This window comes from Aquabacterium sp. (assembly GCF_044226965.1).
Lineage (GTDB): Bacteria > Pseudomonadota > Gammaproteobacteria > Burkholderiales > Burkholderiaceae_C > Pseudaquabacterium.
Map to the genome: position 1 here is coordinate 81,730 of NZ_JBGAGA010000013.1, position 26,940 is coordinate 108,669.

General features: G+C 72.2%; 29 protein-coding genes. 10 read left to right on the forward strand and 19 right to left on the reverse strand.

From position 1 onward, the window contains the following. Positions 1–1,680, forward strand: coding sequence for an AAA family ATPase (locus ACILR4_RS08395; protein ID WP_395700388.1), 1,680 nt, complete (start codon positions 1–3; stop codon positions 1,678–1,680). A gap of 6 nt (positions 1,681–1,686) precedes the next feature. Further along, entirely contained in the window at positions 1,687–2,448 is a 762-nt protein-coding gene (locus tag ACILR4_RS08400) for a general secretion pathway protein GspB (RefSeq protein ID WP_395700389.1), read from the forward strand. A 49-nt stretch (positions 2,449–2,497) separates the two neighbouring features. Here the strand turns inward: ACILR4_RS08400 and ACILR4_RS08405 are convergent, their stop codons facing one another. Then, the gene (locus tag ACILR4_RS08405; RefSeq protein ID WP_395700390.1) at positions 2,498–3,196 is read right to left on the reverse strand and encodes an ArsR/SmtB family transcription factor; all 699 of its coding nucleotides are present in this window, start codon (positions 3,194–3,196) and stop codon (positions 2,498–2,500) included. A gap of 75 nt (positions 3,197–3,271) precedes the next feature. Here ACILR4_RS08405 and ACILR4_RS08410 point away from each other — a divergent pair, with 75 nt between their 5' ends. Next, positions 3,272–3,604: an NIPSNAP family protein gene (locus ACILR4_RS08410; protein WP_395700391.1), complete on the forward strand. Its 333-nt coding sequence runs from the start codon at positions 3,272–3,274 to the stop codon at positions 3,602–3,604. 36 nt (positions 3,605–3,640) lie between these two features. Here ACILR4_RS08410 and ACILR4_RS08415 read toward each other — a convergent pair whose 3' ends face one another. Both ACILR4_RS08415 and ACILR4_RS08420 read right to left on the reverse strand, forming a co-directional pair. After that, on the reverse strand, positions 3,641–4,240 hold the full coding sequence (locus tag ACILR4_RS08415; protein ID WP_395700392.1) for a TetR/AcrR family transcriptional regulator: 600 nt from the start codon (positions 4,238–4,240) through the stop codon (positions 3,641–3,643). 7 nt (positions 4,241–4,247) lie between these two features. Then, positions 4,248–4,697 carry a PaaI family thioesterase gene (locus ACILR4_RS08420; RefSeq protein ID WP_395700393.1) on the reverse strand — a complete coding sequence of 150 codons (450 nt, stop codon included), beginning with the start codon at positions 4,695–4,697 and terminating at the stop codon, positions 4,248–4,250. A 166-nt stretch (positions 4,698–4,863) separates the two neighbouring features. Between ACILR4_RS08420 and ACILR4_RS08425 the strand changes: the two genes are divergently transcribed. From ACILR4_RS08425 to ACILR4_RS08435, 3 genes are all read left to right on the forward strand, one after another. Beyond that, positions 4,864–6,129: an HD-GYP domain-containing protein gene (locus ACILR4_RS08425; RefSeq protein WP_395700394.1), complete on the forward strand. Its 1,266-nt coding sequence runs from the start codon at positions 4,864–4,866 to the stop codon at positions 6,127–6,129. 103 nt (positions 6,130–6,232) lie between these two features. Next, on the forward strand, positions 6,233–7,186 hold the full coding sequence (locus ACILR4_RS08430; protein ID WP_395700395.1) for a hypothetical protein: 954 nt from the start codon (positions 6,233–6,235) through the stop codon (positions 7,184–7,186). 17 nt (positions 7,187–7,203) lie between these two features. Beyond that, positions 7,204–8,619 carry a Dyp-type peroxidase gene (locus tag ACILR4_RS08435; protein ID WP_395700396.1) on the forward strand — a complete coding sequence of 472 codons (1,416 nt, stop codon included), beginning with the start codon at positions 7,204–7,206 and terminating at the stop codon, positions 8,617–8,619. 35 nt (positions 8,620–8,654) lie between these two features. Here the strand turns inward: ACILR4_RS08435 and ACILR4_RS08440 are convergent, their stop codons facing one another. The 8 genes from ACILR4_RS08440 to ACILR4_RS08475 all read right to left on the reverse strand — a co-directional run bounded on the left by ACILR4_RS08440 (position 8,655) and on the right by ACILR4_RS08475 (position 16,727). Continuing rightward, a complete protein-coding gene (locus ACILR4_RS08440) occupies positions 8,655–9,593 on the reverse strand; it encodes a hypothetical protein (RefSeq protein WP_395700397.1) in 939 nt (312 codons plus the stop codon). A gap of 244 nt (positions 9,594–9,837) precedes the next feature. Then, on the reverse strand, positions 9,838–10,377 hold the full coding sequence (locus ACILR4_RS08445; RefSeq protein ID WP_395700398.1) for a GFA family protein: 540 nt from the start codon (positions 10,375–10,377) through the stop codon (positions 9,838–9,840). A gap of 11 nt (positions 10,378–10,388) precedes the next feature. After that, positions 10,389–11,570, reverse strand: coding sequence for a helix-turn-helix domain-containing protein (locus ACILR4_RS08450; RefSeq protein WP_395700399.1), 1,182 nt, complete (start codon positions 11,568–11,570; stop codon positions 10,389–10,391). Positions 11,571–11,611: 41 nt separating this feature from the next. Further along, a complete protein-coding gene (locus tag ACILR4_RS08455; RefSeq protein ID WP_395700400.1) occupies positions 11,612–11,959 on the reverse strand; it encodes a translation initiation factor Sui1 in 348 nt (115 codons plus the stop codon). A gap of 19 nt (positions 11,960–11,978) precedes the next feature. Then, complete coding sequence (locus ACILR4_RS08460) at positions 11,979–13,202, reverse strand: M20 family metallopeptidase (protein ID WP_395700401.1); 1,224 nt, start codon at positions 13,200–13,202, stop codon at positions 11,979–11,981. Continuing rightward, positions 13,199–14,977: a 2-oxo-4-hydroxy-4-carboxy-5-ureidoimidazoline decarboxylase gene (gene uraD / locus ACILR4_RS08465; RefSeq protein WP_395700402.1), complete on the reverse strand. Its 1,779-nt coding sequence runs from the start codon at positions 14,975–14,977 to the stop codon at positions 13,199–13,201. Before uraD ends, ACILR4_RS08460 begins: the two co-directional genes overlap by 4 nt. Before the next feature lie 5 nt (positions 14,978–14,982). Further along, complete coding sequence (gene puuE / locus ACILR4_RS08470) at positions 14,983–15,945, reverse strand: allantoinase PuuE (protein ID WP_395700403.1); 963 nt, start codon at positions 15,943–15,945, stop codon at positions 14,983–14,985. A gap of 59 nt (positions 15,946–16,004) precedes the next feature. After that, positions 16,005–16,727: a GntR family transcriptional regulator gene (locus ACILR4_RS08475; protein ID WP_395700404.1), complete on the reverse strand. Its 723-nt coding sequence runs from the start codon at positions 16,725–16,727 to the stop codon at positions 16,005–16,007. Positions 16,728–16,802: 75 nt separating this feature from the next. On the opposite strand from ACILR4_RS08475, the gene uraH reads away from it, so the two are divergent. From uraH to ACILR4_RS08490, 3 genes are all read left to right on the forward strand, one after another. Continuing rightward, positions 16,803–17,159 carry a hydroxyisourate hydrolase gene (gene uraH / locus ACILR4_RS08480; protein WP_395700405.1) on the forward strand — a complete coding sequence of 119 codons (357 nt, stop codon included), beginning with the start codon at positions 16,803–16,805 and terminating at the stop codon, positions 17,157–17,159. Between the two features lie 65 nt (positions 17,160–17,224). Further along, entirely contained in the window at positions 17,225–18,208 is a 984-nt protein-coding gene (locus ACILR4_RS08485) for a Bug family tripartite tricarboxylate transporter substrate binding protein (protein ID WP_395700406.1), read from the forward strand. 150 nt (positions 18,209–18,358) lie between these two features. After that, complete coding sequence (locus ACILR4_RS08490) at positions 18,359–19,567, forward strand: urate hydroxylase PuuD (RefSeq protein WP_395700407.1); 1,209 nt, start codon at positions 18,359–18,361, stop codon at positions 19,565–19,567. Here ACILR4_RS08490 and ACILR4_RS08495 read toward each other — a convergent pair. After that, positions 19,530–20,567, reverse strand: coding sequence for a LysR family transcriptional regulator (locus ACILR4_RS08495; protein WP_395700408.1), 1,038 nt, complete (start codon positions 20,565–20,567; stop codon positions 19,530–19,532). The two genes, ACILR4_RS08490 and ACILR4_RS08495, sit on opposite strands and share 38 nt — an antisense overlap. Before the next feature lie 63 nt (positions 20,568–20,630). Between ACILR4_RS08495 and ACILR4_RS08500 the strand changes: the two genes are divergently transcribed. Then, a complete protein-coding gene (locus ACILR4_RS08500; protein WP_395700409.1) occupies positions 20,631–21,620 on the forward strand; it encodes a serine aminopeptidase domain-containing protein in 990 nt (329 codons plus the stop codon). Here the strand turns inward: ACILR4_RS08500 and ACILR4_RS08505 are convergent. The 7 genes from ACILR4_RS08505 to ACILR4_RS08535 all read right to left on the reverse strand — a co-directional run. After that, positions 21,617–21,805, reverse strand: coding sequence for a hypothetical protein (locus ACILR4_RS08505; protein WP_395700410.1), 189 nt, complete (start codon positions 21,803–21,805; stop codon positions 21,617–21,619). The two genes, ACILR4_RS08500 and ACILR4_RS08505, sit on opposite strands and share 4 nt — an antisense overlap. A 3-nt stretch (positions 21,806–21,808) precedes the next feature. Next, entirely contained in the window at positions 21,809–22,921 is a 1,113-nt protein-coding gene (locus tag ACILR4_RS08510) for a cytochrome-c peroxidase (protein WP_395700411.1), read from the reverse strand. A gap of 32 nt (positions 22,922–22,953) precedes the next feature. After that, positions 22,954–23,394, reverse strand: coding sequence for a FixH family protein (locus tag ACILR4_RS08515; RefSeq protein ID WP_395700412.1), 441 nt, complete (start codon positions 23,392–23,394; stop codon positions 22,954–22,956). 169 nt (positions 23,395–23,563) lie between these two features. After that, the gene (locus tag ACILR4_RS08520; protein ID WP_395700413.1) at positions 23,564–24,400 is read right to left on the reverse strand and encodes a LytR/AlgR family response regulator transcription factor; all 837 of its coding nucleotides are present in this window, start codon (positions 24,398–24,400) and stop codon (positions 23,564–23,566) included. Next, positions 24,397–25,488 carry a sensor histidine kinase gene (locus ACILR4_RS08525; RefSeq protein WP_395700414.1) on the reverse strand — a complete coding sequence of 364 codons (1,092 nt, stop codon included), beginning with the start codon at positions 25,486–25,488 and terminating at the stop codon, positions 24,397–24,399. The genes ACILR4_RS08520 and ACILR4_RS08525 overlap by 4 nt, the downstream gene beginning before the upstream one ends. A 162-nt stretch (positions 25,489–25,650) precedes the next feature. Next, the gene (locus tag ACILR4_RS08530; RefSeq protein ID WP_395700415.1) at positions 25,651–26,169 is read right to left on the reverse strand and encodes a DUF2938 family protein; all 519 of its coding nucleotides are present in this window, start codon (positions 26,167–26,169) and stop codon (positions 25,651–25,653) included. Positions 26,170–26,612: 443 nt separating this feature from the next. After that, positions 26,613–26,940: YgjP-like metallopeptidase domain-containing protein (locus tag ACILR4_RS08535; RefSeq protein WP_395700416.1), on the reverse strand; the 328-nt coding region annotated here is incomplete at its 5' end.

The window sequence follows — 26,940 nt, forward strand, 5'->3', positions numbered from 1 at the left end:
ATGTACGTGCAACGCTTCGGGCTGGCCAGCGAGCCGTTCTCGATTGCGCCCGATCCCCGCTTCCTGTTCATGAGCGAGCGCCACCGCGAGGCGCTGGCGCACCTGCTCTACGGGCTGCAGGGCGGCGGCGGCTTCGTGCTGCTGACCGGCGAGATCGGCGCGGGCAAGACCACCGTCTGCCGCTGCTTCCTGGAACGCGTGCCGGCCAGCTGCAACGTGGCCTACATCTTCAACCCGCGCCTCACCGACACCGAGCTGCTGAAGACCATCTGCGACGAGTTCCACCTCGCGCTGCCCGAACCCGCCGGCGCGCCGACGGTCAAGCACTACCTCGACCCGCTGAACGCCTTCCTGCTGCAGGCCCATGCGCAGGGCCGCAACAACGTGCTGATCATCGACGAGGCGCAGAACCTCTCGGCCACGCTGCTGGAGCAGTTGCGCCTGCTGACCAACCTGGAGACCGCCGAGCGCAAGCTGCTGCAGATCATCCTGATCGGCCAGCCCGAGCTGCGCGAGATGCTGGCGCGGCCGGAGCTCGAGCCGCTGGCGCAGCGGGTGATCGCGCGCTACCACCTGCAGGCGCTGACGGCCGACGAGGGCGAGGCCTACATCCGCCACCGCCTGGGCGTGGCCGGCCTGCACGGCGAGCTGCCCTTCGAGCCCGCGGCGCTGCGCCGCATCCATGCGCTGGCGCGCGGCGTGCCGCGGCGCATCAACCTGCTGTGCGACCGTGCGCTGCTGGGCGCCTACGCCGGCGGCCATGCGCGGGTGGACCGGCGCATCGTGGCGCAGGCGGCGCGCGAGGTGTTCGACGATGGCGCGGCCAGCGCACAGCGCCTGCCACGCGAACGCCTGCTGCTGGCCGGCGCGGCCGGCGTGCTGCTGGGCGCCTTGGGGCTGGCCGCTGCGGCAGGCTGGTGGCGAGCGCCGGGTGCCACGGCAGTGGCCGGTGCGGCGGCGGCCGCGAGTGCGGCGGCCAGCGCCCCCGCGGGCAGGCCCTTCGCGGCCGCAAGCGCCGGCGCGGCTGCCTCGGTCCCCGCGACGGCCGCCGCCCGGCCGGCGCCGACACCGATCGACCTGGCGGCCTTGCTGCCGCTGCTGTCGCGCGAAGAAGCCCCCGCCTGGCGCGAACTCGCCGCGCTGTGGCCCGAGGGCGCCGCGCTGACGGCTCCGCCCTGCAGCGCCGGCCAGCCCTTGCGCTGCCACCGCGCGACGCTGACCCTGGCGCAGATCCGCCAGCTCGCCCGGCCCGGCCTGCTGCCGCTGCGCGACGACGGCGGTCGGCCGGCTTACGCGCTGCTGCTGGGCCTGGGCGAACGCGATGCACTGCTGCAGGTGGACGGCCGGCCACGCACGCTGCCGCTGGCGGCCCTGGCGCAGCGCTGGCAGGGCGAATTCGCGACGCTGTGGCGGGCGCCCGACGGCCTGCCCGATGGCGGGTCCCCCGAGCGCCGCGACCTGCCCGCCGCCCAGCAGCAGGCGCTGGCCGACTGGCTCGGCGCCCAGCTGCGGAAGCTGTCCGCCGATAGTGCGGAAAATGAGCGGCCACTGCGCCAGCGCATCGCCGCCTTCCAGCTGGCCCAGGGCCTGAAGCCCGACGGCCTGGCCGGCCCGATGACGCTGATGCAGCTGAACCGGGCCGCCGGCATCGACGAGCCGCGGCTGCGGCAGGAGAACTGACAGCGCATGTCCTACGTGCTCGATGCCTTGCGGCGCGCCGACGCCGAACGCAGCCGCGGTGCGGTGCCCGACCTGCATGCGCAGCCGGTGCCGCTGGCGCCGCCATCTGCCGCAGCACCCGGCGCCCGGCGCGGCCTGCGCCTGGTGGGGCTGGCGGTCGCCGCGCTGGCCGCCGGCGCCGCCGGCGCGTGGTGGCTGCTGCGCCCCGCCTCCACTCCCGCAGCCGGCGTCGCGGCCGGCGTCACGGCCGAGGTCGCACCGGCATCGGCTCCCGCCAGCGGGGGGGTGCTGGCGCCGCCCGCGGTCGCAGCGGCCGCGACCAGCGCAGCCGCGGTCCCGTCGGCAGCGGCGCTGTCGCTGCCCCCCGTGCCGGCGCCAGCGCCAGCGCCGGCGCCCGCGCCGGTGGCCGTGCCGGCCGCCGCGCGGCCGGCCGCGTCCGTGGCATCGGCCTCGGCCGCGCCGATGCCGAGGCCGGCCCTGGCCAGCGCGTCGGCGCCGGTGGCCGCCTCGGCGCCAGCCAGCACCGGGGCCGCGCCGGCACGCCTGCCGCAGCTGAAGGAACTGCCCGACGCGCTGCGCCGCGAATTGCCGGCCCTGAGCTTCGGCGGCGCGATGGATTCGCCGCAGCCCGCGGCGCGCATGCTGATCGTCAATGGCCAGTTGCTGCACGAAGGCGAGGCCGCCGCGCCCGGGCTGGTGCTGCAGACGATCCGCCTGCGCAGCGCGGTGTTCGAGTACAAGGGCACCCGCTTCGAAGTGAGCTATTGAGGCCGCCCGCGGCGTGATGCCCGGCTCATGGCGCGGCTCATGGCGCGGTTCAGGACGCGGCCAGCCGGAACCGCTCGCGCCACTGCCGCTCACCCGGCGGCGTGAACACCACCACGCGGGAATCCTTCGCGCGCCGGGCCCAGCCCAGTGCGTACAGGCGTTGCAGCAGGGCCGCGCCGATCGCGCCGCCGAGGTGGTGGCGGCGCTCGCTCCAGTCCAGGCAGCGGCGGCACAGCGGGCGGCGCTGCGTGGCCAGGGTCGCCACGTCGATGCCGAAGTCCTCGAAGAAGCGCGCCCCCGCCCGGGTGGGCTGCAGCGCCTGGGCGTCGTCGCCCGCCGCGGCGACCAGCCGGTGCCTCAGCAGGCTCTCGAACAGCTGCACGCCATGGTCGCCGGCCAGGTGGTCGTAGCAGACGCGGGCGCTGCGCAGCGCCGGCTCGCGCGGGCTCGAACGCAGGCGCAGTGCGCCGGCGCGCCAGGCCACGCCCATCAGGCTTTCGAGCAGGCGCGCCACGTCCTCGTCGGCCAGCTGGTAGTAGCGGTGGCGGCCCTGGGCCTGCAGGGCCAGCAGCCGCGCATCGACCAGCTTGGCCAGGTGCGCGCTGGCGGTCTGTCGGGTGACGCCGGCCACCGCGGCCAGCTCGGTGGCGGTGAGGGCCTGGCCGCCCATCAGCGCCGTCAGCATCTCGGCCCGGGCCAGGTCGCCGATCAGCGCGGCGATGCGCGCGATGTGGGGTCCGTCTTTCATGGTTCGATGGTAGACGAAGCATTGATGGTGGCGCAGGCCCTACGCTGCGTGCGTCGGATCAGCAATTCCAGGACCATGAATCTCACCGTCTTCATCCGCTACCAGATCGACCCGTTCCAGCGCGACGCCTTCCAGTCCTATGCCGAGGCCTGGGGCCGCATCATCCCGCGCTGCGGCGGCGAACTGCTCGGCTACTTCCTGCCGCACGAGGGCACCAACGACATCGCCTGGGGCCTGATCGGCTTCGCCAGCCTGGCCGACTACGAGGCCTACCGCACGCGGCTGAGGGCCGACGCAGAGGGCCAGGCGAACTTCGGCTTCGCGCAGCAGCGGCGCTTCATCCTGCGCGAGGAACGGACGTTCCTGGCCGGCGTCGAAGGCACGCTGAACCGACCGGCGCAGCGCTGAAGCGAAGTTCTGGCGCGGGATCGCGCCCGCCATGCCTCAGGGCGCCGGGTCGCGGCCGAAGGCCGCCGCCAGCAGGTAGCGTTCGGCCTGGCGCCGGCTGCCGAGCTTCAGCGCGCCGCGCTGGGCCAGCAGCAGCAGGCCGTGCGCGGTGGCCCAGCTGCGGATCACGCGGTCGCGCGTCTGCGCCGCGCTGTCGCCGGCATCGGCGAACAGCCGCGCCGCCAGCTTGATCAGGCGCCGCACCTGCAGGCCGACGGCGGTCTCGGCATCGAGGTCGTCGCGCAGCGGCAGCGAGAACACCAGCTCGTACAGGCGCGGCTGGTCGAGCGCATGGCCGATGTAGGCGGCCATCATCGCCTCGCGCTGGCGCAGCGGCTGCGGCTCGGCCTGCGCCGCCTGCTCCATCGCGTCGACCAGGCCGGCCAGCTCGGCGGCGGCCACCTGGTGGATCAGCGCGCCGCGGTCGGGGAAATGCCGGTACAGCGCACGGTGGTTGACCCCCAGCGCCGTGGCCAGCTCGCGCAGCCCCAGGCTGTCGGGTCCCTGCGCGGCCAGCCGTTGGCGCGCCGCCGCCAGCGCCTGCGCCTTCAGGTCGCCGTGGTGGAAGGTGCTGCGCGGCGACGGCGGTGCGGGCATGCGGGCTTCAGCGGGTCATCAGTCGGGCGTGCCACTCTACGGTCATTTCGGCCACCGGCTCGCCGGCCGCGTCGCTCAAGGCCACCTGCACCTCGAAGCGCAGGCGGCCCTGCTCACGCAGCTGCTGCACCAGCGTGTCGGGATCCTGCGGCACCCGGGCCTCGGCCCTTACCAGGCCGCGGGCCGCGTTGAGGTAGCGGATGCGCGCCTCGCTGGCCACCGGGCGCAGCTGCAGGATCAGCGGCGCCAGCGCGCCGGCCATCGCCGCGCCGGAAGCCGCTTCGCCCAGCGCGAACAGCGCCGCGGCGTGCAAGGTGCCGACGTGGTTCGACACCTCGTCGCGCTGCTGCAGCGAGGCGCGGCTGCGGCCGCGGGCCACCTCGTCGATCACCACGCCGGCCAGGCGCGCGAAGGGCACGGCGTCGATCGCCTGCTGCCGGATCTGCTCGAAAACCATGGAATGCTCCTGCTCGGTGCCGAAATGTCTCCATTGGAGACATACCGAGCATAGCACGCCGGGGCGCTCGCATCCGTTTACGGGCGCTTTCCTCCTGTCACCATTCCGTGCTCAGGGCACGGCTGGCGGCGGCCGAAACACCGGACGTCACCCCAGGAGAGTCCGCATGAACGCGCCCGCCCCCAAGTCCGGCTTCAGCACCGCCAACCCGCATGCGCTGGCCACCATCCTCGAGGCCAGCCAGACGAAGAGCATCATCGCGTCGCGCGACATCTTCGACATCACCGGCACCAAGCTGTGGGCGCGCGACATGCCGGTGTCCGGCGCGCTGCAGCGCAAGCTGCTCGACCGCAAGCTGCGCCACCCGCTGGAGAGCTGCCTGGTGGCCGAGGACGGCGTGACGCCGATGGCGCTGGTGCAGGCCACCGAGAAGATGCTGGCCAGGGACACGCCGGTGTCCGCGCTGCTGAGCCGCCATGCCGCGCGCCTGCTGCAGGAGGCCGCCCACCTGCCGCTGCACCCGGTGGCGCAGCTGCTGCTGACGGCCGGCCAGGCCTCGCGGCCCGAGAGCTTCGAGCACGCGCTGCAGGCCATGGCGCTGAACGGCGCGTTGATGATCGCCCACGGCGGCGGCATCGCCGAGCTGCGCGTGGCCATGCTCTGCGGCCTGCTGCACGACCTGGGCGAGATGTACATCGACCCGCTGTACGGCGAGCTGGACGCCGACCGCACGCTGGACTTCCAGAGCTACCAGCAGCTGGTGGTGCACCCGCATGTCGGCAGCCTGCTGATCAGCCAGCTCACCAGCTACCCGGCCACCGTGGCGCGCGCGATCGCCGAGCACCACGAGCGACTGGACGGTTCCGGCTACCCGCATGGGCTGCGCTCGGAGCAGGTGTCGCCGCAGGGCAAGCTGCTGGCGGTGACCGAAGCCGCGCTGGGCGTGCTGCGCGGCGGCCATCCGCAGCTGGCGCGCGCCAGCGTCGCGCTGCGCGTGGTGCCCGGTGAATTCGACCTGAGCTGGGTCGGCCGCATCGCGCAGGCCGCGCGCCAGCAGCCGCTGCCCGAGGCCACGCTGAGCCCCGCCGCCATCCACCACCGACTGATCGCGCTGGACGGCGCGCTGCAGGCGGCCGAGAACAGCGTCAACGAGCTGGCGGAGGCCACGCAGACGCCGACGCTGGTCGACGCCCTGGGCCTGGCCCAGCACCTGCTGCGCCGGCTGCGCACCGGCTGGTACGCCAGCGGCCTGTGGGCGCAGGCCGATGTCAGCGCGCAGGACGCGGCCGAGGTCGAAGCCGTGGAAGACGAGCTGCTGTTCCGCCTGCGCGCGATCCAGCGCGCCACCCTGCTGCGCGCCGGCGAGCTGCCGGCCGACGAGGCCGCCCGGCTGCACGCGCTGTGCGAGGGGCTGGTGGCCGATATCGTCTGATCGACGCGGCCAGCACTCTCCATCGCCCTGGGGATGCCGCCGCCCGGCGGCCCGGCCGATCATCGCTGCCAGCACCGGCCGCTCCGGTGCGCGGGAGACGACGATGGCCACCCCCTATGCCCATGCGATGCCGATGCGCATCCAGGCCCGCCCCGGCTCGAAGGCCGAGGCGCTGTACCGCAAGTATTCGGCGCTGCCCGGCGGCGGCTGGGCACGGCCCAAGGCCATCGCCCCCGGCATCAGCCCGGCGCCGCTGGAGGACCTGGTCTTCCACGGCGGCCGCGTCATCCCGCAGATCGAGTTCCAGAACGTCTACCTGGGCGGGCAGGCTTCGTGGCAGGCCGCCGACGTCGCCTCGATCGACAACGCGATCAACCGGGCGATGCGCCACAAGCACCTGAACAACGTGCTGCTGCAGTACTTCCCGGGCGCCAAGCCCGGCTGCGACATGCGCGCCTCCTTCGTGCTGGACCAGCCCCGGCCCAAGCAGCTGGACGAGCCGGCGGTGCAGGCCCAGGTGACCGCGCTGTTCGACGCCGGGCTGATCGCCAGGAGCGACCTCGACAGCTGCATCTTCAACCTGCTGCTGCCGCCCGGCACGGTGCTGAAGCTGGATGATTCCAGCTCGCTCAACGGCCTGGGCGGCTACCACGGCTCGCTGCACATCCAGCGCGGCGGCAAGCGCATCACGCTGTACTACTCGGCCAACGTCTTCTCGCAGTTCGGGGCCAACGGGCGCGAGAACGGCATCGTCGTCTTCGACAAGCCCTGGAAGAACGTCGTCGGCACGCTGTACCACGAGATCAACGAGTTCCGCACCGATGCCGATGTCAACGATGCGATCACCCATGGCAGCAACGACTTCCTCGGCTGGACCTCGCGCGCCGGCCAGGAGGTCGGCGACCAGCCGATCTTCCAGGCCGGCGACGAAGGCAACCTGAAGCTCGTGTTCAAGGAAGTCAGCGACCCGCCGCGCAAGGTGAAGCTGCCGGTGCAGTTCCTGTACTCGAACGCGGTGCACGGCGCCGAGGGCCCGATCAGCAAACCCCACGCCTGACGCGCGCGGAGCCCGCGATGCCGATCGACCTGAGCCAACCGCTGGCCTGGCGCCAGGCCTCGCCCGAGGAACGCCAGCTGCTGCAGGACCTGCAGGCCAACATCCTGAAGGGCCACGGCCGGCGCCACACGGCGCAGCTGTTCCTGCGCTTCGACGAACCCGTGGCCGCACGCGCCTGGGTGCACCGCACGGCGCGCCAGGTGACCAGCGCCCTGAAGCAGCTGAAGGACAGCCAGGCCTTCCAGCGCAGCGGCAAGCCCGCCGGGCTGGTGACCTTGCTATGCCTGTCGCACGCCGGCTACCAGGCGCTGGCCGTGGCCGACAAGAAGATCCCGCACGACCCGGCCTTCATCGAAGGCATGGCCGCGCGCCGCGCGGCGCTGAACGACCCCGCCCCCCGGTCCTGGGACGAACACCTGCGCGGTCCGCTGCACGCGCTGGTGCTGCTGGCCGATGCCACGCCGGCGGCGCTGCAGCGCGGCCGCAAGGCGCTGCTGGCCAGCCTGCCGGCCGGCGTGGTGCTGGCAGGCGAAGAGAGCGGCAGCGGCATGGCCTCGCAGCTGAGCCCCGGCGAAGGCGTCGAGCATTTCGGCTATGTCGACGGCCGCAGCCAGCCGCTGATGCTGCAGGAGGACATCGAGCGCGAGCGCGACCGCCGCGACGGCAGCTCGGTGTGGGACCCCGCGGTCGGGCTCGACATCGCGCTGGTCAAGGACCCCGGCGGCGGCTCGCCGCACAGCTTCGGCAGCTACCTGGTGTTCCGCAAGCTCGAGCAGAACGTGCGCGCCTTCCACCAGGCCGAGGCCCGCGTGGCCCAGGCGCTGGGCTTGAAGGGCGATGGCCTCGCTCGCGCCGGCGCGATGATGGTCGGCCGCTTCCGCGACGGCACGCCGCTGGTGCTGCAGGGTGCGCCCGGCATGAACCACCCGGTGCCGAACAACTTCGACTTCCTCGACGATCCCGAGGGCGCCAAGTGCCCGTTCCATGCGCATGTGCGCAAGGCGAACCCACGCGGAGAAACCGGCGCCTTGGGCGCGACGATCGAGCAGGAACGCGCGCACCTGATGCCGCGCCGCGGCATCCCCTACGGCCGCCGCAGCCACGCGCCCGACGATCCCCAGCTCAAGCCCGCCGACCTGCCCACCGCCGGCGTCGGACTGCTGTTCATGGCCTACCAGGCCAACATCGCGCGCCAGTTCGAATTCACGCAGGCCAGCTGGGCCAACAACCCGCTGTTCGCGCATGCCACGCCGCGCACCGGCATCGACCCCGTCATCGGCCAGGCACGCAGCGGCGGCGGCCAGCGCTGCCCGCTGCAGTGGGGCGGCGGCGCGGCCACCCCGCGCCGCGCGGTCGACTTCCACGGCTTCGTCACGCTCAAGGGCGGCGAGTATTTCTTCGCGCCGTCGATCTCGGCGTTGAAGTCGCTGTAGGCAACACGCGGGGTCCGGTGCGCGTCGCGCTGGGCTCACGGTTCGGCTGCTTGCGCGCCGCCGGACCTCCCCCTGAGCCGCGCGATGTAGGCGTCGGGATCGCGGGACAGCGAGGCTGCGATGCGGCTGAAGGTGGCGTTGGTGCGCGCCACCAGCGAGCGGCTGAAGCGGTAGCTCAGCGAGTGCCAGATGGCCGCCGCCCTGCCGACGAACCAGCCATGACGGCGCATCAAGGCTTCCACGGCGTCCAGCAGGCGCAAGACCGCGACGCCTTGCCGATCACCCCGAAAGTCGCGGTCCGCCCACGACATGGCCCCCAGATGAAAGACGATGTCGCCGTAGACCCCGGCCATCAGGTAGTGGTCGTCGATCGCATTCGTGCGCGTCAGGCGGGTCCACGGCAGGCCCTCGCTCCACAGCAGCCAGCCCAGCCCGATCCCGGAGTCGGGTCGCTGGCCCGTGGCAGACAGGAACTCGCCCAGCGAGCCACTGAACAGCGCCGCAGGCTCTGGCAGGAAGGTCAGGCCGTGCCGCCGGACCAGCTCCGCCGGGAACCAGCAGCAACTCGGATGCGGCAGGGCGGTGTCGCCGTTCTCGGCCCGGAAGACGGCCACAGCCCACTGCCCGCGTGCGATTTCGGAAGCCAGCACCTCGTCCCAGGCATCCACCACCGGAAAGGCGTCGACATCCATGGTGCACAGTTGCTCGCAGCCATCGCTGATGGCCTGGCGAACCAGTTGGTCCAACAGGGCCGAGTGCTCTCGTGAACCGGTGAGCCCATCGGCGCGAAAGTCGAACAGGCGAAGCTGTGGCTGTTCCATCAGCCGCTGTCGAATGCGCTCACTGACCCGGGGAGCCGCCGCGTAGATGACATACGGCCTTCTGGTGCGGCGCGCGATCGCGTCCAGATGCAGGTTCAGGATCGGCAGCGTGGCCTCGTCGAGGAAGTAGACGACTAGGATCGCGAGGGGCATAGCAACTCCTGATTCGCGTTTCAGCTCATCCAGCGGGAACTGCCAAGATGCCTGGCACAAGCAAAATCTCTGCCGGCACGCATGCGCAACCTCGGGCACCACGCCCTGCACGTTATGAAGCCTACACCCGAAGCGTGGGGCGGCCGATGACTTGCCGCAAGAGTTCCCGGCGCGATGGCCGCGTTCGAATGACTTCGATGGGAACGGGGTGGATCACGAAAGCCAGGCCTTGCCTGGAACCCACCTAACGCGCTTTCAGTGCGGCCTGGTAGGCCTCGATGCGGGGCAGCAGGGCCTGCCGGCGGGCCAGGCTCTCCGCGGGCCAGTGCTGCTCGCGGTCGTAGTACTCGGCCACCGCCGGCGTGCCGGGCGGCAGCACGACCCAGGGCTGCTTGCTCGCGGTGAAGATGTGGATGTCCGGCGGGCACTGGTCGGGATCATCGAGCGTGCCCACGCGCACGAAGCTCAGCAGCGGGCCGGCGCCGGCATAGTGGCTCCACACGGCGATGCGGCAACTCGGGCAGCGGGCGATCTGCTGGCCCAGGCCGCTTTCGGACGGCGTGTGCACCAGCTCGGGCGCTTCGGCCAGCAGTGCCACACGGTCGGCCTCGATCATCGCGTTCAGCGCGAACGAGGCGCCGCTCTCGCGCTGGCACCAGCGGCAGTGGCAGCAGTGCACGAACAGCGGCCGCGAGGCCAGGCGGTAGCGCACGCGGCGGCAGTCGCAGCCGCCTTCGAGCATGACCGTCGCGCTGGCGGCAGCCGACGTGGCAGACGGGCTCATCGTGAGGCGCCTCAGCGCGCCGCGGACAGCGCGGCGGCCCGTGGCTCGACGGGCGCAGATGCCGGCGCGGCGCCAGGCGCCGCTGCCAGCGCCTGGCGCCGGTACTCGCTGGGCGTGAGGCCGGTGTCGGCCTTGAACGCGCGATTGAAAGGCCCGAGCGACTGGAAGCCGGCGTCCATCGCGATCGTCAGCACCGGCACCTCGGCCCGTTGCGGATCGGCCAGCGCGGCCTTGGCATCGGCCAGCCGGTAGGCATTGAGGTACTGGTTGAAGTTGCGCCAGCCCAGCTGCTGGTTGATGAGCCGCCGCAGCTTGTGCTCGGCCAGGCCCAGCCGCTCGGCCAGTGCGCCGATGCTCAGGCCCTCTTCGCGGTAGACGCGGTCGTGCTCCATCAGGCGCTGCAGCGCGGCCACCCGGCGCAGGTCGGCCGCGTCGAGCGCCGGCGCGACCGTGCCGTCGTCTCGCGCCGGCTCGACCGCGCTGGGCACCAGCGGCACCGGCACCCCCGGCGCTGGCGGCAGCTCGAACAGTTCGGCCCGCACGCTGCCCAGCAGGCGCCACGCGATCGGCAGCACCACCAGCGCGAGGCCGACCGCGTCGACCAGGCTGGCCCATTCGGCCGCCGCGGGCCGGTCGTGCAGGACCAGCTTGGTGCCGGTGTTCAGCAAGGTGTAGGCCGCGCCGGCCGCGACGATGAACACGCGCAGCCGCCGCCGGCCTTCGACCAGGTCGCCGCGCCAGGTGGCCAGCGACTGCATCACCGCCATCAGCGAGCAGCCCAGCGTAATGACCAGGATCGCGCCGCCCAGCGCCTCGGCCAGCGGCTGCTGCGGCGCCAGCGCATAGCAGTTGACCAGCCCGGCCCCGGCCAGCAGGCCCCAGGCCGCGCCATGCCAGGGCTTCAGGCGGAAGGGTTCGGCGAACAGCGCACGCGACAGCAGCCAGAACACCACCGCGTTGCCGGTGCTCAGCGCCGCGATCGGCAGCTGCCACACCTGCGGCGGTTCGGCAAAGCCCGGCAGCAGATACAGCGCATAGGCCGCGACACCCAGCGCGCAGGCCGTGCCCAGCCGCGCCGCCACCGAGCGCCGGTGGTCGCGCCACAACACCAGCGCCACCAGCAGCAGCACGGCCACCAGGCCGGCGCGCAGCGCCAGGTTCAGGCTGTGCAAGGTGTGCGGATCGGTCGCCATCGTGGCGGGGATGCTACCCCCGCGCGGCCTGCGCCAGGCCCCTATCCGCCCGAGCGCTTGACCACCCAGCCCTTCGCGCGCAGCAACGCCATCACGGTGTCGACATGCTCACCCTGCACCTCGATCACGCCGTCCTTCAGGCTGCCGCCGGCGCCGCAGGCGGTCTTCAGCTGCTTGGCCAGCGCAGCCAGCTCTGGCCCGGCCAAGGGCACGCCGCGCACCACCGTCGCCGCCTTGCCGCGCCGACCGGCCACCTCGCGCGCGACGCGCACGACCCCGTCGCCCGCCGGCGCGGCCGCGGCCGCCTGCTTGCAGCGGCAGCTGGCCAGCGGCTGCCGGCACTGCGGGCACATGCGCCCGCCACTGTCGGTGGAATAGACCAGGCCCATCGGTGCGCCGCAGCCCTGGCTACTGCAGCAGGTCGAACACGCTGCGCGCGACGACCTTGGTGGCGCGGCGCAGGTCTTCCAGCACCAGGTGCTCGTCGGCGCGCTTGGCATTGCTTTCGAACACCGTGCGCGGCCCGGCGCCGTAGATCGCCGCCGGCACACCGGCCGCGGCGTACAGCCGCACGTCGGTGTACAGCGGCGTGCCGGAGGTGGGAATCGGCTCGCCGAACACCGCTTCGCCATGACGCTGCAGCGCCTGCACCAGCGGCGCGCTGCGCGCATCGGGCTGCCAGGAGGTGGCCAGCAGCAGGCGCCGGATCTCCACCCGCAGGCCGGGCACCGCGGCGGCGGCCTCGGCGATCACGCGGCGCACGTCGGCCTCCACCTCGGCCGGGTTCTCCTCGGGGATCATGCGCCGGTCGAGCTTGAACACCACCAGCCCGGGCACGACGTTGGTGTTGGTGCCGCCCTCGATGCGGCCGACGTTCAGGTACGGATGGTTGATGCCCGCCACCTGCGAGGTGACCGATCGATAACGCCGATTCTGCTCGTACAGCGCGTTCAGGATGTGCACCGCGCCCTGCAGTGCGTCGAGCCCGGTGTCGGGAATCGCCGCATGCGCCATGCGGCCGTGCACCGCCACCTCCATCTGCAGGCAGCCGTTGTGCGCGGTGATCACCTGGTAGCTGAAGCCGGCGGCCAGCAGGTAGTCCGGCTTCGTCAGCTGGTTGGCCAGCAGCCAGCCGGGGCCCAGCTCGCCGCCGAATTCCTCGTCGTAGGTGAAGTGCAGCTCCACCGTGCCCTTCAGCGGCAGGCCCAGCGCCTGCAGCGCACGCAGGGCAAAGGTGTAGCTGGCGAAGTCGCTCTTGCTCACCGCGGCGGCGCGGCCGTAGAGCTTGCCGTCCTCGATCTCGGCGCCGTAGGGGTCGTGCTGCCAGCCATCGCCCGGTGGCACCACGTCGCCATGCGCGTTCAGCGCCACGGTCGGCCCGGCGCCGAAGCGCTGGCGCACGATCAGGTTGGTGATCGACTGCAGGCCGTAGGCCTTGACCTGCTGCGCCGGCACCGGGTGCTTCTCGGCCTGCAGGCCGAAGTCCTGCAGCAGCTCGGCGGTGCGCTCGGCATGCGGCGCGTTGTTGCCCGGCGGCGTGTCGGTGGGCACGCGCACCAGGGCCTGCAGGAACTTCACCTCGTCTTCGAAGTGGGCGTCGATCCAGGCATCCAGCTGTTCGTAGGCATTCATGGCATGTCGCTCATTTCATCGGATAGTAGTGCCTGGAAGGCCCGCACCGCGAGCTCGATGTCGTCGTTGGTCGACGATTCCAGCGGGTTGTGGCTGATGCCGGCGTTCAGGCCGCGCACGAACAGCATGGCCTGCGGCATCACCTCGTGCAGCTTCATCGCGTCGTGGCCGGCACCGCTGGGCATGCGGTGCACGGCCAGGCCCAGCGATTGCACCGCCGCTTCCCAGCGCCGCTGCCAGCGCGGGTCGCTGGGCGCGGCGGCGGCGCACATGGTCTCCTCCAGCCGGTGCTGCAGGCCGCGGCGGACGCACAGGGCCTGCAGTTCGGCCAGCACGTCGGCCACGCAGGCGTCGCGCACCGCGTCGGTGGTGGCACGGATGTCCAGGCTGAAGCGGCAGCGGCCCGGCACCACGTTGATCGAGCCGCCGGGCACGTCCAGCAGGCCCACCGTGCCCACCAGGTGCGGCTGGCTGGCCGCTCTCTTTTCAAGGTAGAGGATCAGCTCGGCGACGCCGGCCGCGGCATCGCGCCGGCGGTCCATCGGCGTGGTGCCGGCATGGCTGGCCATGCCGATCATCTCGCCCACGAAGCGCCGGCCGCCGTTGATCGAGGTGACGATGCCCAGCGGCAGGTCGATCTCGCTGAGCACCGGGCCCTGCTCGATGTGGACCTCGACGAAGCCGCGGTAGCGCGCGGGGTCGCGCTTCAGCGCCCCGATGTCGGCCACGCGCAGGCCGGCGGCGGCCATCGCGTCGCGCATCGTCACGCCGTCGGCGTCCTGCTGGTCGAGCCAGCGCGGGTCGAAGTGGCCGGTGATCGCGCCGGAGCCGAGGAAGGTGGCCTTGTAACGCTGGCCTTCCTCTTCCGCGAAGCCGATCACCTCGATGCCGAAGGGCAGGCGCCGGCCGGCCTGGTGCAGCGCGCGCACGCAGGCCATCGGCACCAGGATGCCCAGGCGCCCGTCGTACTTGCCGCCGTTGCGCACGGTGTCGTAGTGGCTGCCGGTGAGCAGCCGCGGCGCGGCGGGGTCGCTGCCTTCGTAGACGCCGACCACGTTGCCGACCGCGTCGATCTCCACCCGGTCGAAGCCGCACTCGTCGCGCATCCAGCCTGCCAGCTGCCGCGCGCAGGCGCGGTGCGCGTCGGTCAGGTAGGTCACGGTCAGCTGGCCCTGCTCGGCGAAGCCGGGGTCGCTGTGCGCGGCCAGCGCCTCGGCCCAGTCCCACACCCGGTTGCCTTCGGCCGGCACGTGGCCGAACTTGTCGTTCAGGCGGATCTCGGCAATGCGGTGGATGTTGCGCAGGCATTCCTCGCGCTCGTAGTCCACCGGATGCGCCAGGCGCCGCGCGAAGGTGGCGATGATCTCGTGCCGGTGCAGCCCCAGCCCGCGCGGGCCGCGCACCGCCAGGATGAACGGGAAGCCGAAACGCGCGTTGTAGTCGGCGTTCAGTTGCTGCAGCTGCGCGAACTCCTCCGGCGTGCAGTCGGTCAGGCCCGCCTTGCCCTGCTCGTTCGTCGACTCGGCGGTGAGCGTCTTGCTCACCATCGCCTTGCCGGCCAGTTCCGGGTGGGCGCGGATCAGCTTCAGCTGCGCGTCGACGCCGGCCTCGCGCACCACCTGCACCAGCGCCAGCTTCAGCTGCGCCAGCGTGCGGAACGGCCGCTGCGCCGCGGCGCGCTCGGCGATCCACGGCGAGTGTTCGTAGGTGCCGTCCAGCAAGGCGGCGAACGCGGCCGCGCTGGCGGCCTGGTTGAGCTGGTCGAGGGTCAGCATGGCGCTCATTCCCAGACGAAGGCGTTGGCGGGGTCGAAGGGGTGCGTGGCCTTCCAGTGCCGCGCGATGTCGATGCGGCGCGTGATCCACACCCGGTCGTGGCGCTGCACATGGTCGAGGAAGCGCTGCAGCGCACGCAGGCGGCCCGGGCGGCCGAGCAGGCGGCAGTGCATGCCGATGCTCATCATCGCCGGGCGCTCGTCGCCTTCGTCGTAGTGCACGTCGAAGGCGTCGCGCAGGTACTCGAAGAATTCGTCGCCATGGCTGTAGCCCTGCGGCAGCGCGAAGCGCATGTCGTTGCAGTCCAGCGTGTAGGGCACCACGAGGTGCGGCGCCAGTTCGCCGCTGCTCGTCTTCACCTGCAGCCAGAACGGCAGGTCGTCGCCGTAGTAGTCGCTGTCGTATTCGAAGCCGCCGTGCTCGACCACCAGCCGGCGCGTGTTCGGGCTGTCGCGGCCGGTGTACCAGCCCAGGCCGTGGTCACCCCCTGTGCCGGCCAGCCGCCGCAGGATGGCCATGCCGCGCTGCAGGTGCTCGCGCTCGGTGGCCGCGTCCATTGTCTGATAGTGGATCCAGCGCCAGCCGTGGCAGGCGATCTCGTGGCCCAGCTCGACGAAGGCGGCGGTGACCTCGGGGCAGCGTTCCAGCGCCATCGACACGCCGAACACCGTGAGCGGCAGGCCGCGGCGCTCGAACTCGCGCAGGATGCGCCAGACGCCGACGCGCGCACCGTACTCGTAGATGCCCTCCATGCTCAGGTGCCGCGCCGGGTAGGCCGCGGGGTTGAACATCTCCGAGAGGAACTGCTCGCTGCCGGCGTCGCCGTGCAGCACCGAGTTCTCGCCGCCCTCCTCGTAGTTCAGCACGAACTGCAGCGCCACGCGGGCCTGGCCGGGCCAGCGGGCCTGTGGCGGCTGGCGGCCGTAGCCTTTCAGGTCGCGCGGGTAGCGGGGCAGCGGAAGGTTCATCGATCGGGCTTTCTCGAAGGGCGGCGAAGGACGTCGACAGGTGGCTCGCGGCGGCGCGCTCAATCGACCGGCCGCAGCGCGGCGGCCAGGTCCGGCGTGCGCGGGTTCAGGCGCAGGTTGCGTTCGACGCTGTGCAGGTGCTGGGCCATCAGCTTCACCGCGGCCCGCGCGTCGCGCCGCGCCAGCGCCTCGACGATCTGCTCGTGCTCGGCCTGCGAGGCCTCGGCCGAATGCGAGGACTGGTACATCAGCGCGATCAGCGAAGACCGGTTCAGCAGGTCGGCCAGCAGCTGCGCCAGCACCTCGTTGCCGAAGATCTGCGCCAGCACCACGTGGAAGTCGGCCAGCAGCCGGGTGCGGCCGGGCACGTCGGTGCGTGCCACGGCCTCGCGTTCCTGCGCGAGGTGGGCGCGCAGCTGCCGGATCTGCGCATCGTCGATGCGGGTGCAGAGCTGCCGCACCATCGCGCTCTCGATCATCTCGCGCAGCTCGAACACCTGGCGCGCTTCCTCCACGCTGGGCGTGGCCACGTAGGCGCCGCGCGCCGGCGTCAGGGTGACCAGCCGGTCGCGGGCCAGCTGGTTCAGCGCCTGGCGCACGATGGTGCGCGAGACGGCGAACAGGTCGGCGATCTTCTGCTCGGCGAGCTTGGTGCCGGGCATCAGCCGGCGCTCGACGATGGCGGTGGTGATGGCCTCGACGATGCGCTGCGTGCTGCCCGCCGCGGTGGCGGGTGCCACGGCCTTGGCGGCAGGGGACGAGCGGGCGGCGCGGCGCGGCATGCGGGTCGGGGTCGGTTGACGGACGACACAAAGTGTATACACTTTTCCGCATCCCACCAACCGAAAGCCCCCGCAATGGGACACCTCAGCACCCATGTGCTCGACACGATGAACGGCTGCCCCGCCGCGGGCATGCAGGTGACGCTGCAGCGGCTGGACGGCGCGCAGCCCACCACGCTGAAGTCGCTGCGCCTGAACGGCGACGGCCGGGCGCCGGACGGCCCGCTGCTCGATGCCGCGGCGATGGCCGTCGGCCGCTACCGCCTGCTGTTCGAGGTGGCGCCCTACTTCGCCGCGCGCGGCGTGGCGCTGCCGCAGCCGCCCTTCATCGACACCGTGACGCTGGACTTCGGCATTGCCGATGCCGCCGGCCACTACCACGTGCCGCTGCTGGTCAGCCCCTGGGCGTACTCCACCTACCGCGGTTCCTGATTCCGGCATCGCGGGCACGGCGGTTGCATCGCCGCCCGCATTCACCCTCGACGATGGAGACACGCATGCGTCCTTCCCCGCAACCCGAGCGCCGCCCCCTGCTGCGCGCAGCGCTGGCGCTGGCCGCCGCGGCCACGCTGGCCGGCCCGGCCTGGGCCGCCTGGCCCGAGAAGCCGATCCGCATCATCGTCACCTTCGCGCCCGGCGGTGCCAGCGACATCGTCGCCCGCGTGATCGCCGATCCGCTGGGCAAGGCCCTGGGCCAGGTGGTGGTGGTGGACAACAAGCCCGGCGCCGGCGGCACCATCGGCGGCCTGGAAGTGGTGCGCGCGGCGCCCGACGGCTACACGCTGATGCTGTCGAACTCCACGCCCACCTCGATCGGCCCGTTCACGGTGCCCAAGCAACCCTACGACCCGGTCAAACAGTTCACCCATGTCGAGATGATCGGCGTGGCGCCGGTGCTGATCATGGCCAACCCGAAGACCGGCCCGGCCAGCCTGAAGGACCTGCCCAAGGCCGCCGCCGCGCCGGGCTACACCTTCGGCTCCGGCGGGCCGGGCTCGATCGGCCACATCGTCGGCGAGATGGCCAAGGCCGCGATGAAGATCCAGATGCAGCACGTGCCGTACCGCGGTGGTGCGCCGATGACCACCGACCTGATCGCCGGCACCATTCCGGTGGGCATCGACGTGATCACCGCCTTCGTGCCGATGGTCAAGGCCGGCCAGATCAAGGGCCTGGCAGTGACCACGCGGGTGCGCTCGCCGCTGCTGCCCGAGGTGCCCACCACCACCGAGCTGGGCTTCCCGCAGTTGGTGGCCGAGAACTACTTCGGCGTCTCCGGCCCGGCCGGCCTGCCGAAGGAGGTGACCGACAAGCTGGCGAAGGCGCTGAGCGAGATCGTGGCCGACCCCGCCATCGTCAAGAAGCTCGAGGAGCTGGGCATCACGCCGCACAAGGCCGGCCCGGCCGAGTTCACCAGCTTCGTTGCCAGCCAGGTGGCCGACTGGGGCCCGGCCATCAAGGCCGCCGACATCAAACCCTGAGATCCCAGGCGCGATAGACTGTATACACTTCCGACCACGTCGCCGCGGCGCCCGGGCGGCCGGCCCCCACCTGCCGGCCCCCGTGCTTGCGACCTTCACACCTCACAGAGCCCGCTGTGGTGAGGGATCGTCCCCGATGCCAATGACGTGATGGACACCACCTACCTGCTCGACTGGGCCAACCTGCTGCTGCGCTGGGCGCACGTGATCGTCGCGATCGCGTGGATCGGCTCCTCGTTCTACTTCGTCTTCCTCGACAACAGCCTGACGCCGCCGACCGCGCCGGACCTGAAATCCAAGGGGGTCGACGGCGAACTCTGGGCCGTGCACGGCGGCGGCTTCTACCACCCGCAGAAGTACATGGTGGCGCCCAAGGCGCTGCCGGAGCACCTGCACTGGTTCTACTGGGAAAGCTACAGCACCTGGCTCACCGGCTTCGGGCTGTTCACCGCGCTGTACCTGTTCAACGCCGGCAGCTTCCTGGTCGACAAGAGCGTGCACGACTGGGCACCGGCCACCGCCATTGCCGCGGCGCTGGGCTTCCTGGCCGCGTTCTGGTTCGTCTACGACGCGATCTGCCGCGCCTTCGGCCAGCGCGCCGGCGGCGACCGCATCGTCGCGGCCGGCGTGCTGGTGTTCGTCATCGCCGCGGCCTGGCTGGCCTGCCAGCTGTTCGCCGGCCGCGCCGCCTTCCTGCTGGTGGGCGCGATGCTGGCCACCGCGATGAGCGCCAACGTGTTCTTCTGGATCATCCCCGGCCAGCGCACGGTGATTGCGCAGATGAAGGCCGGCCAGGCGGTGGACCCGGTGCACGGCCAGCGCGCCAAGCAGCGCAGCGTGCACAACACCTACTTCACGCTGCCGGTGCTGGTGGCGATGCTGTCGAACCACTACGGCTGGCTGTACCAGGGCCAGCACAACTGGCTCGTGCTGGTGCTGCTGATGCTGGCCGGCGCGCTGATCCGCCACAGCTTCGTCGCCCGCCACAAGGCGCTGGTGCAGGGCAAGCGCGTGCCCTGGGAGCATGCCGTCGCCGGCACCGCGGTGCTGATCGGCCTGGCCGTCTGGCTCGCGCCAGCGCCGCCCTCGGCCGCCGCGCGGGCCGCGGCCGCGAAGCCGGTGCGGTTCGCCGACGTGAAGGCGGTGATCGACCAGCGCTGCACGCTGTGCCACAACGCCACGCTGCAGCAGAAGGGCGTGGCGCTGCACACGCCGGAGCTGGTGAAGCAGCATGCGCAGCAGCTGTACCAGCAGGCGGTGCTGCTGAAGCTGATGCCGCTGAACAACGCGACGCAGATCACCGACGACGAGCGTGCCGTGCTCAAGCGCTGGTACGAGGCGGGCGCACCTCTGAACTGAGCTCGACGCTGCAGGCCTCGCGCACGAACTTCACCAGCTCGCGGGCGCTGCGCGGCGCGATGGCCGGCGGCAGCGTCAGGGCCTGCACCAGCTCGCCCTCGGCCACCGGCAGCTGCCAGCCGGGCAGCAGGTCGACCAGGCGGCCGGCCTGCAGGTCGGCCTGCACGCAGTAGTCCGGCGCGAACACCACGCCGGCGCCGGCGCGGGCCAGCGTGACCAGGGCTTCCATGTCGTCGCTCCAGATGGCGGGCTGGACCTCGACCCGCACGCTGTCGGACCCGTCGTCGTGGCCGCTTCTTTTGCGCCATAGCAGCGGCACGCTGTCGGCCGACACGCCCAGCAGCAGCCCGGGCCAGTCGGCCAGCGCGGCCGGGCCGGCCAGCGGCTGCGCGCCCATCGCAGGCGCGGCGAAGGCGCCGACGCGGTAGGCCATCACCGGCTGCGCCAGCCAGTCCGGTGGCGGCTTGCGCGTGAGCCGGAAGGCGATGTCGATGCCTTCCTTCAGCAGGTCGACCTGCCGGTCGGTGAACAGCAGCTCGAAGCGCAGGCTACGGTGCTTGTGCTGGAAGCGCGCCAGCAACGGTGCCAGCACCAGCCGGCCGAAGGTGGGCACCGCGGTGATGCGCAGCCGCCCTTCCAGCGCAGCGCGCCCGCTGCGCACGCTGCGGCGCGCCGCGTCGGCCGCTTCCTGCACGCCGCGCGCATGCGCCGCCAGCCGCCGCCCGGCTTCGGTGAGCCCGAGCGAGCGCGTGGTGCGCGCCAGCAGCGTCACGCCGGCCTGGGCCTCGATCGCGGCGATGCGGCGGCTCACCGCCGCGCGCGTCTGCCCCAGCCGGCGCGCGGCTTCGGCAAAACTGCCGGCCGCCACCACGCGGGCGAACAGCTCCAGCGCATTGGCGTCCAGCGCCAGCAGCGCCTCGCGGCCGCGCTGCACCTGGCTGGGCAGCGCGGCCGTCGACGCGCGCGAAGCGGTGCCACGCGGCTTGATTGGTGAGCTCATGGAAGCAATATGTCAACCCTGTGGCGCCTAGTCAATGCCGGATTGACTGTCTAGAGTGGCTGCATGGATGCCCTGCCCCCCAATGCCTCGCCCGACCTCGCTGCGCTGGAAGCCGCCTTCGAAGCCCCGGTCCATCCGCCGGCCGCCGATGCGCTGCCGCCGCTGCTGACACTGCACTGTGCCGACGGCACGCCGATCGCCGCCCGCTGGTACGAGCCGGCGGCGCCGGCGCGTGCGGTGGCGATGATCAGCGCAGCCACCGGCGTGCCGCAGCGCTACTACCGCCACTTCGCGGCCTGGCTGGCGCAGCGCGGCTATGCGGTGCTGAGCTACGACTACCGCGGCATTGCCGAATCACGCCGCGGCCCGGTGCACCGCGATGGCAGCCGCATGCGCGACTGGGCGCTGCAGGACATGCGCGCCGCGCTGGCCGAGGCCGAACTCCGCCGCGGCAGCGGCGCGCAGCGCCTGCCGCTGCTGCTGATCGGCCACTCCTTCGGCGGCAACGCGGCCGGCCTGGCGCCCGGCCTGGTGCAGGCCGACGCGCTGCTGACCCTGGGCGCGCAAAGCGGCGACTGGCGCCATTGGCCCGGCCTGCAGCGCTGGATCACCTTCGCATACTTCCACGGCCTGCTGCCGCTGGTGAGCCACCTGCTCGGCAAGGCGCCCGGCTGGGCGCTGGGCGGCCGCGGCGACGGGCTGCCCAAGCAGGTGGCGCTGGAATGGGCACGCTGGGGCCGCCGCCGTGGCTACCTGTTCACCGACCCGACACTGGCCGCCGACATCGAGAGTTATCGCGCCTTCCGCGGCGTGGCCCATGTCTGGAACATCAGCGACGACCTGACCTACGGGCCCGCCCGCGCGGTCGACGCGCTGGCCGCGCAGTTCAGTGCCGCGCGGGTCGAGCGCCACGAACTGGTGCCGCAGGCGCTGGGCCTGAAGCGCCTGGGCCACTTCGGCGCCTTCCGCGCGCAGGTGGGTGCGCGGGTGTGGCCGCGCTTGCTGGCGCCGATCGAGGCGGCGACGCCGGCGCTGGCGCAGGCCCTGCGCTAGGGTCTGCTGCCGGCTTCGCCGCCGAGCGTGCCCAGGAAGCGCACCAGGTCGGCCACTTCGGCATCGGTCAGCTCGATCGGTGCGCGCTCGTCGTGCCGGGCCGCGGACGCATCGCCGGCATGGCGGTGCGTCAGCTCCGAATGCCCCACGGCCGCGTGCGGTGCAGCGACGTAGTGGCGCACCACCTGCTACAGCGTGGCCAGCTGGCCGGCGTGCATGTAGGGCGCGCGCTGGGCCACGCCGCGCAGCCCCGGCGTCTTGAACGCGCCGAGCAGCGCCGGATCGTCTTCCACCATGAAGCGCAATTCCTGGCACTGGGCCGGCGCGGCATCGCTGAAGGCGCCGAGGCAGTTGAACTCGTCGGCGCGCACCTTGGCCGTCGCGTCGGCCCGGCCCCGGTCGGGACGCGCCGGGTCGCGTGGCGGCACGCCGGTGTTGTGGAACTGCCGGTCGCTGAACAGGGGCCCGTTGTGGCAGCTGACGCACTGGCCCTTGCCGATGAACAGGCGCAGGCCGCGCAACTCGTCGGGCTGCAGCACGCCGGCATCGGCCGTGCGGCCGGCGACCACGGCATCGACATAGCGGTCCAGGCGCGTGGGTTCGTGCTGCAGCGACTTCTCGTATGCGGCGATGGCCTTGCCGATGTTCGCGAACACGCGCGACACCGCTGCGCGCTGGCGCTCGCTCATCGCGGCCCAGGCCGCCTGCTCGGCCACCGCGCCGTGCGGTCCGGCATCGGGCGGCAGGCCATCGAGCGGCGGCATCGTTCCGAACACCGCCTCGTACGGCGCGCGGTAGTGCGCGGCGACCAGCTGCGCATAGCGCGTGCGGTTGCCGCCATGCTCCACCGCGTCTTCCAGCGGTCCGAGGGCCTGCGACCACAGGCTGTCCTTGCGGCCGTCCCAGAACAGCCAGGGGCTGTGGCCGGCGCCGACGATGGGCATGGCCCGCCGCGCGCCGGTGCCCACGCCACGGCTGACGGGCAACCCGTCCTGGAACTGCCGCTGCGGGTCGTGGCAGCTCGCGCATGACACCTTGCCGTTGGCGCTGAAGCGTGCGTCGCTGAACAGGCGCCGGCCCAGTTCCACCGCGGCCGGCCGTCGTTCGACCGCGTTGGAGGGGTCGACGGGCGCGGGCGGCAGGCGCTGCAGGCTGAGCGTGGCCAGCACCGCCAGTTCCCGCTCCGACCAGCCTTCGGCGCCGGTCGACCGGGGGCCCGCATGCGCCAGGGTCACCAGCACGGCGGCGCTCGCCGCGAACAGGCTGCCCAGCAGCCAGCTTGCGTTCCATGGGTGGCGCATCGCCGTCTCCTTGCTCGACATGACACCCAAGATCAGCGGCCAGCGCCGGGCTCGACGACGACGGTGTTGAACGTCACCTTGTCGGAGCCCTGCGCGCCGTCGATGGCGAGCTTGATCTCCCACCAGCCGGTCATGCTGAACTTCATGCCGTCGATCACGTAGGTGCCGTCGGCCAGTTCCTGCGTCACCTGGGGCCGCGTCGGCAGGCCATGGCCATGCTGCGGCATGCCGCCGTCGACCAGGATGCGCGCATGCGCCACCGGCACGCCCGCCGGCGTGGCCAGCTTCACCTGCCAGCGGTGCAACTGATGGAGGGCCGCGGGCGTGGCGGGCGGCTGCAGCGTGACGACGTATTTCTGGTCGAGCGTCGGCCGGGTCAGCGACAGGTCGAGGTTCGTCGGCGGCGACATGCAGCCGGCGGTGCTGGCCAGCAGGGTCAGGGCGAAGGCGGTGAGCGCGAAGCGGCGGTTCATGGTGTGGTCCTGTGCGGTGGGGTGTGCGGTTGAAGTGCTGGTTCACCGCAGGTGCGATGAAGCAGTGCACGCACTGTCGGGGACCGTCGCCCGGCAGGACAGCCGCTTGCGATCGACGGTGCGCCGGCGTCCGCCAGCGGTCGGCCCGGTCGACCGAGCGGTGGGCCGCTTACATCGGGCGGAAGAGGTGGCCGAAGGCCCGGCTGACCTTCAAGGGCCTTTGCAGCCCGCGGACGTTCAGGCTGTAGTGCCCGTTCTCGTCGCGCGTGGCGCTGAGGATCGCGTTCGCGTTGACCATCACGCTGCGATGGACCTGGATGAAGTCGGTCGACGCGATGCGCGCCATCAGCTCGCGCAGGCTCATGCGCACCAGCGCCTCGCCGGTGGGCGTCACGACATTGACGTACTTCTCGGTGGCCTCGAAGCAGACCACCTCGGCCACCGGGATCATCCGCACGGTGTTGCCCACGCCGGCGCGGATGACCTTGATGCGCTCCTGCGCCGGCCCGTCGGGCGCTTCGTCCTGCCGCGCCGTGGCAGCAGGCGCGGCCAGCGACTGCATGCGCTGCATCAGCGTGGCCATGTCGCCGGCCTGCGGCGACGCCGCGCGCTGCGCCAGCCTGGCCTTCAGGCGATCCACGCTGTGCTGGAGCCGATCGGCGGTGGCGGGCTTGAGCAGGTAGTCGACGGCCGCGCGCTCGAAGGCCGGCACCGCGTAGTGGTCGTAGGCCGTGACGAAGACGAACAGCGGCTCGGGCCGGTCGTCGGGCCAGTCGTCGGCGACCACTTCGGCCACCTCGATGCCGGTGCGGCCCGGCATCTTGATGTCGAGGAACATCACGTCCGGCTGCAGCTGCAGCGCCAGCTCGGTGGCCTGCAGGCCATCGTCGGCCACGCCGACGACGCGCAGCTCGGGCCACAGCTGTTCGAGCAGGCGGTGCAGCGTGCGCGCGAGCACGGGTTCGTCTTCGGCGATCACGGCGGTGGGCGGGTGGCTCGGGCTCATGCCAGTCTCCTGGATTCATTGGCAGGGACGAACACCACGGCGCAGACGCCGGTGGGCTCGCGGCGTTCGAGGTCCAGCCGGGCCGCGGGGCCGTAGATCACGCGCAGGCGGTCCCGCACATGCTGCAGGCCGTAGCTGGCGCCGGCCGGGCGCGCGCCGGGTTCGTCGCCCTCGTCGGGCGGCAGGCCGAGGCCGGTGTCGCTGACGCGGATCTCGATGCCGCCGTGCAGCGCCCGCGCCACCACGTCGATGCTGCCATGACCGACCTTCGGTTCCAGCCCGTGCTTGATGGCGTTCTCCACCAGCGGCTGCAGCAGCATCGGCGGCACCAGGCTGCGCTCCAGCGCGGCGGGCAGCTCGAGCCGGTAGCGCAGGCGCGGCCCCATGCGCAAGGCCATGATGTCCAGGTAGGCGCGCAGTTGCGCGAACTCGCGGCTCAGGGCCACCGCATCGGTCTGCGAAGCGGCCAGCGCGCTGCGCAGGTACACGATGAGCTGATCGATCATCGACTCGGCCCGGTCGACGTCCTCGCGCACCAGCGAGCGCACGTTGGCCAGCGAATTGAACAGCATGTGCGGGTCCAGCTGCGCGCGCAGCAGCCGCAGCTGCGCCTCGACGGCCAGGCGCTGGGCTTCGGAACGCGCGGTCGCTTCCCGGGCCAGGGTTTCGCGGGTCGCGAAGTAGTTCAAGGCAATGCCCCCCACCAGCACGGTGAAGAGGATGGGGATCAGGCTGATCTGCTGGTGGCCCACCATGCGCATCGGCTCGCCCAGGGCAATGAACGCGAACTGGTGACCCAGGAAGTAGCCCACGGGAATGGCGATCAGGCCGATCAGCAGCCAGCGCAGCGCCGGCCTGAAGCGGTCGAACCGGCCGCTGCGCAGCAGGACGAACACGCAGGCCATCATCGTCAGGCCCACGCATTCATGGAACACCAGCAGGCGCGGATAGGTTTCGATGCCGGGCACCAGGAAGTACAGCAGCGTCGACGCCAGGGCCCAGAAGACCACGGCGGCGCCGACGAACGACGCCGAGCCGATGAGGCTGCGGGGCCAGAGGCTGGCGATGCGGGGGCTGGTGGCGGACATGGCGGGCAGCGGTGGGGGGACGGGAACCGGACCGAAGCGACTCTAGGGCCGGGGTGGCCTGCCGCCAAGCGGCGGCGGCGGCGGGCGGCCGGGTTTGTCCGCGAACCGTCGATCCGGTCGACCGAACGGTCGCCACGGCCGGGCGCGCCGACGTCGTCCGACCTACAGCCAGCGGCCGCCCCACGCCATGACGGCCCCGACGCCGAGGCCATAGGGAATGTGCGAGAGCGGGCTCGCCAGCAGCGCATTGGCACCCCGCGGGCCGCGCCGGCCGAACCAGCCCCAGCCGAAGGCCGGCAGCAACAGCAGCCAGGGCAGCAGCGAGGTGGCCAGGCCGAAGGCCAGGCCCCCCAGCAGGCGATGGGTTGGCAGCGTCCAGCCCGTGGCCTGGAGCACCCCGGCATACAGCAGCGCCACGCCGCCACCGCCGACGAGCAGGTGGAACGCCCAGCCCATGCGCCGTTCGCCCGGCTGCGCCGGCGAGCGGGCAATGTCGGCATGAGCCCATTGCCCGCGCAGCAGGCCTCGCGCCCAGCGACCCACGAGGGCGACGTTGACGCCGCTGGTCAGGCCGGCGCGGGCGGCCAGCGTCTCGGTGATGTCCATCAGGACGGCGCCGACGATGCCGCCGGCAAAGGCGAGGACGAACGCCGCCGGCAAGGCGAGGACGAACTCGTTCACGGGGCCCGCGCAGCAGGCCTCGCGCCCAGCGACCCACGAGGGCGACGTTGACGCCGCTGGTCAGGCCGGCGCGGGCGGCCAGCGTCTCGGTGATGTCCATCAGGACGGCGCCGACGATGCCGCCGGCAAAGGCGAGGACGAACTCGTTCACGGGCAGGCGCACTGCGGGCCGCAGGCGCAGGCCATCGGGGCGACGGCGCGTTGGCAGCCGCAGGTGCACGCGGCGCCGGGGCATGGCGTGCAGGGACAGGGCAATGGCTGAGGGGTGTTCATGGTGCGTTCCTTCGGGTTGCATCGACGACGGGATGTCTTCGATGGCTGCACTGTCGCGGCGCCGGGCTTGGCGTCACAGGCGATTGCGACGAGGGGTCGTCGCCGGGGGGGGAAGGGTCGCGGTCGTCGACCGGACGGTGGCGCGGCAGTGGCGCAAAGGGGGCGCGGCGTCAGGCGGCGGGGTCGGCCCCCGCGGACGCCAGCTCGCGCAGCGTCAGCCACAGGCGCAGGTCGAACTCCAGCTGGTGGTAGCCGGGCTCCATGTGCTCGCACAGCGCGTAGAACGCGCGGTCGTGCTCGGGCTGCTTCAGGTGCGCCAGCTCGTGCACGACGATCATGCGCAGGAAGTCGGCCGGCGCGTCCTTGAACAGCGTGGCGATGCGGATCTCGCGCTTGGCCTTCAGCTGCGCGCCCTGCACCCGCGACACGCGCGTGTGCATGCCCAGCACGTTCTTCAGCAGGTTCAGCTTCGGGTCGTAGGCCACCTTGGCCAGCGGC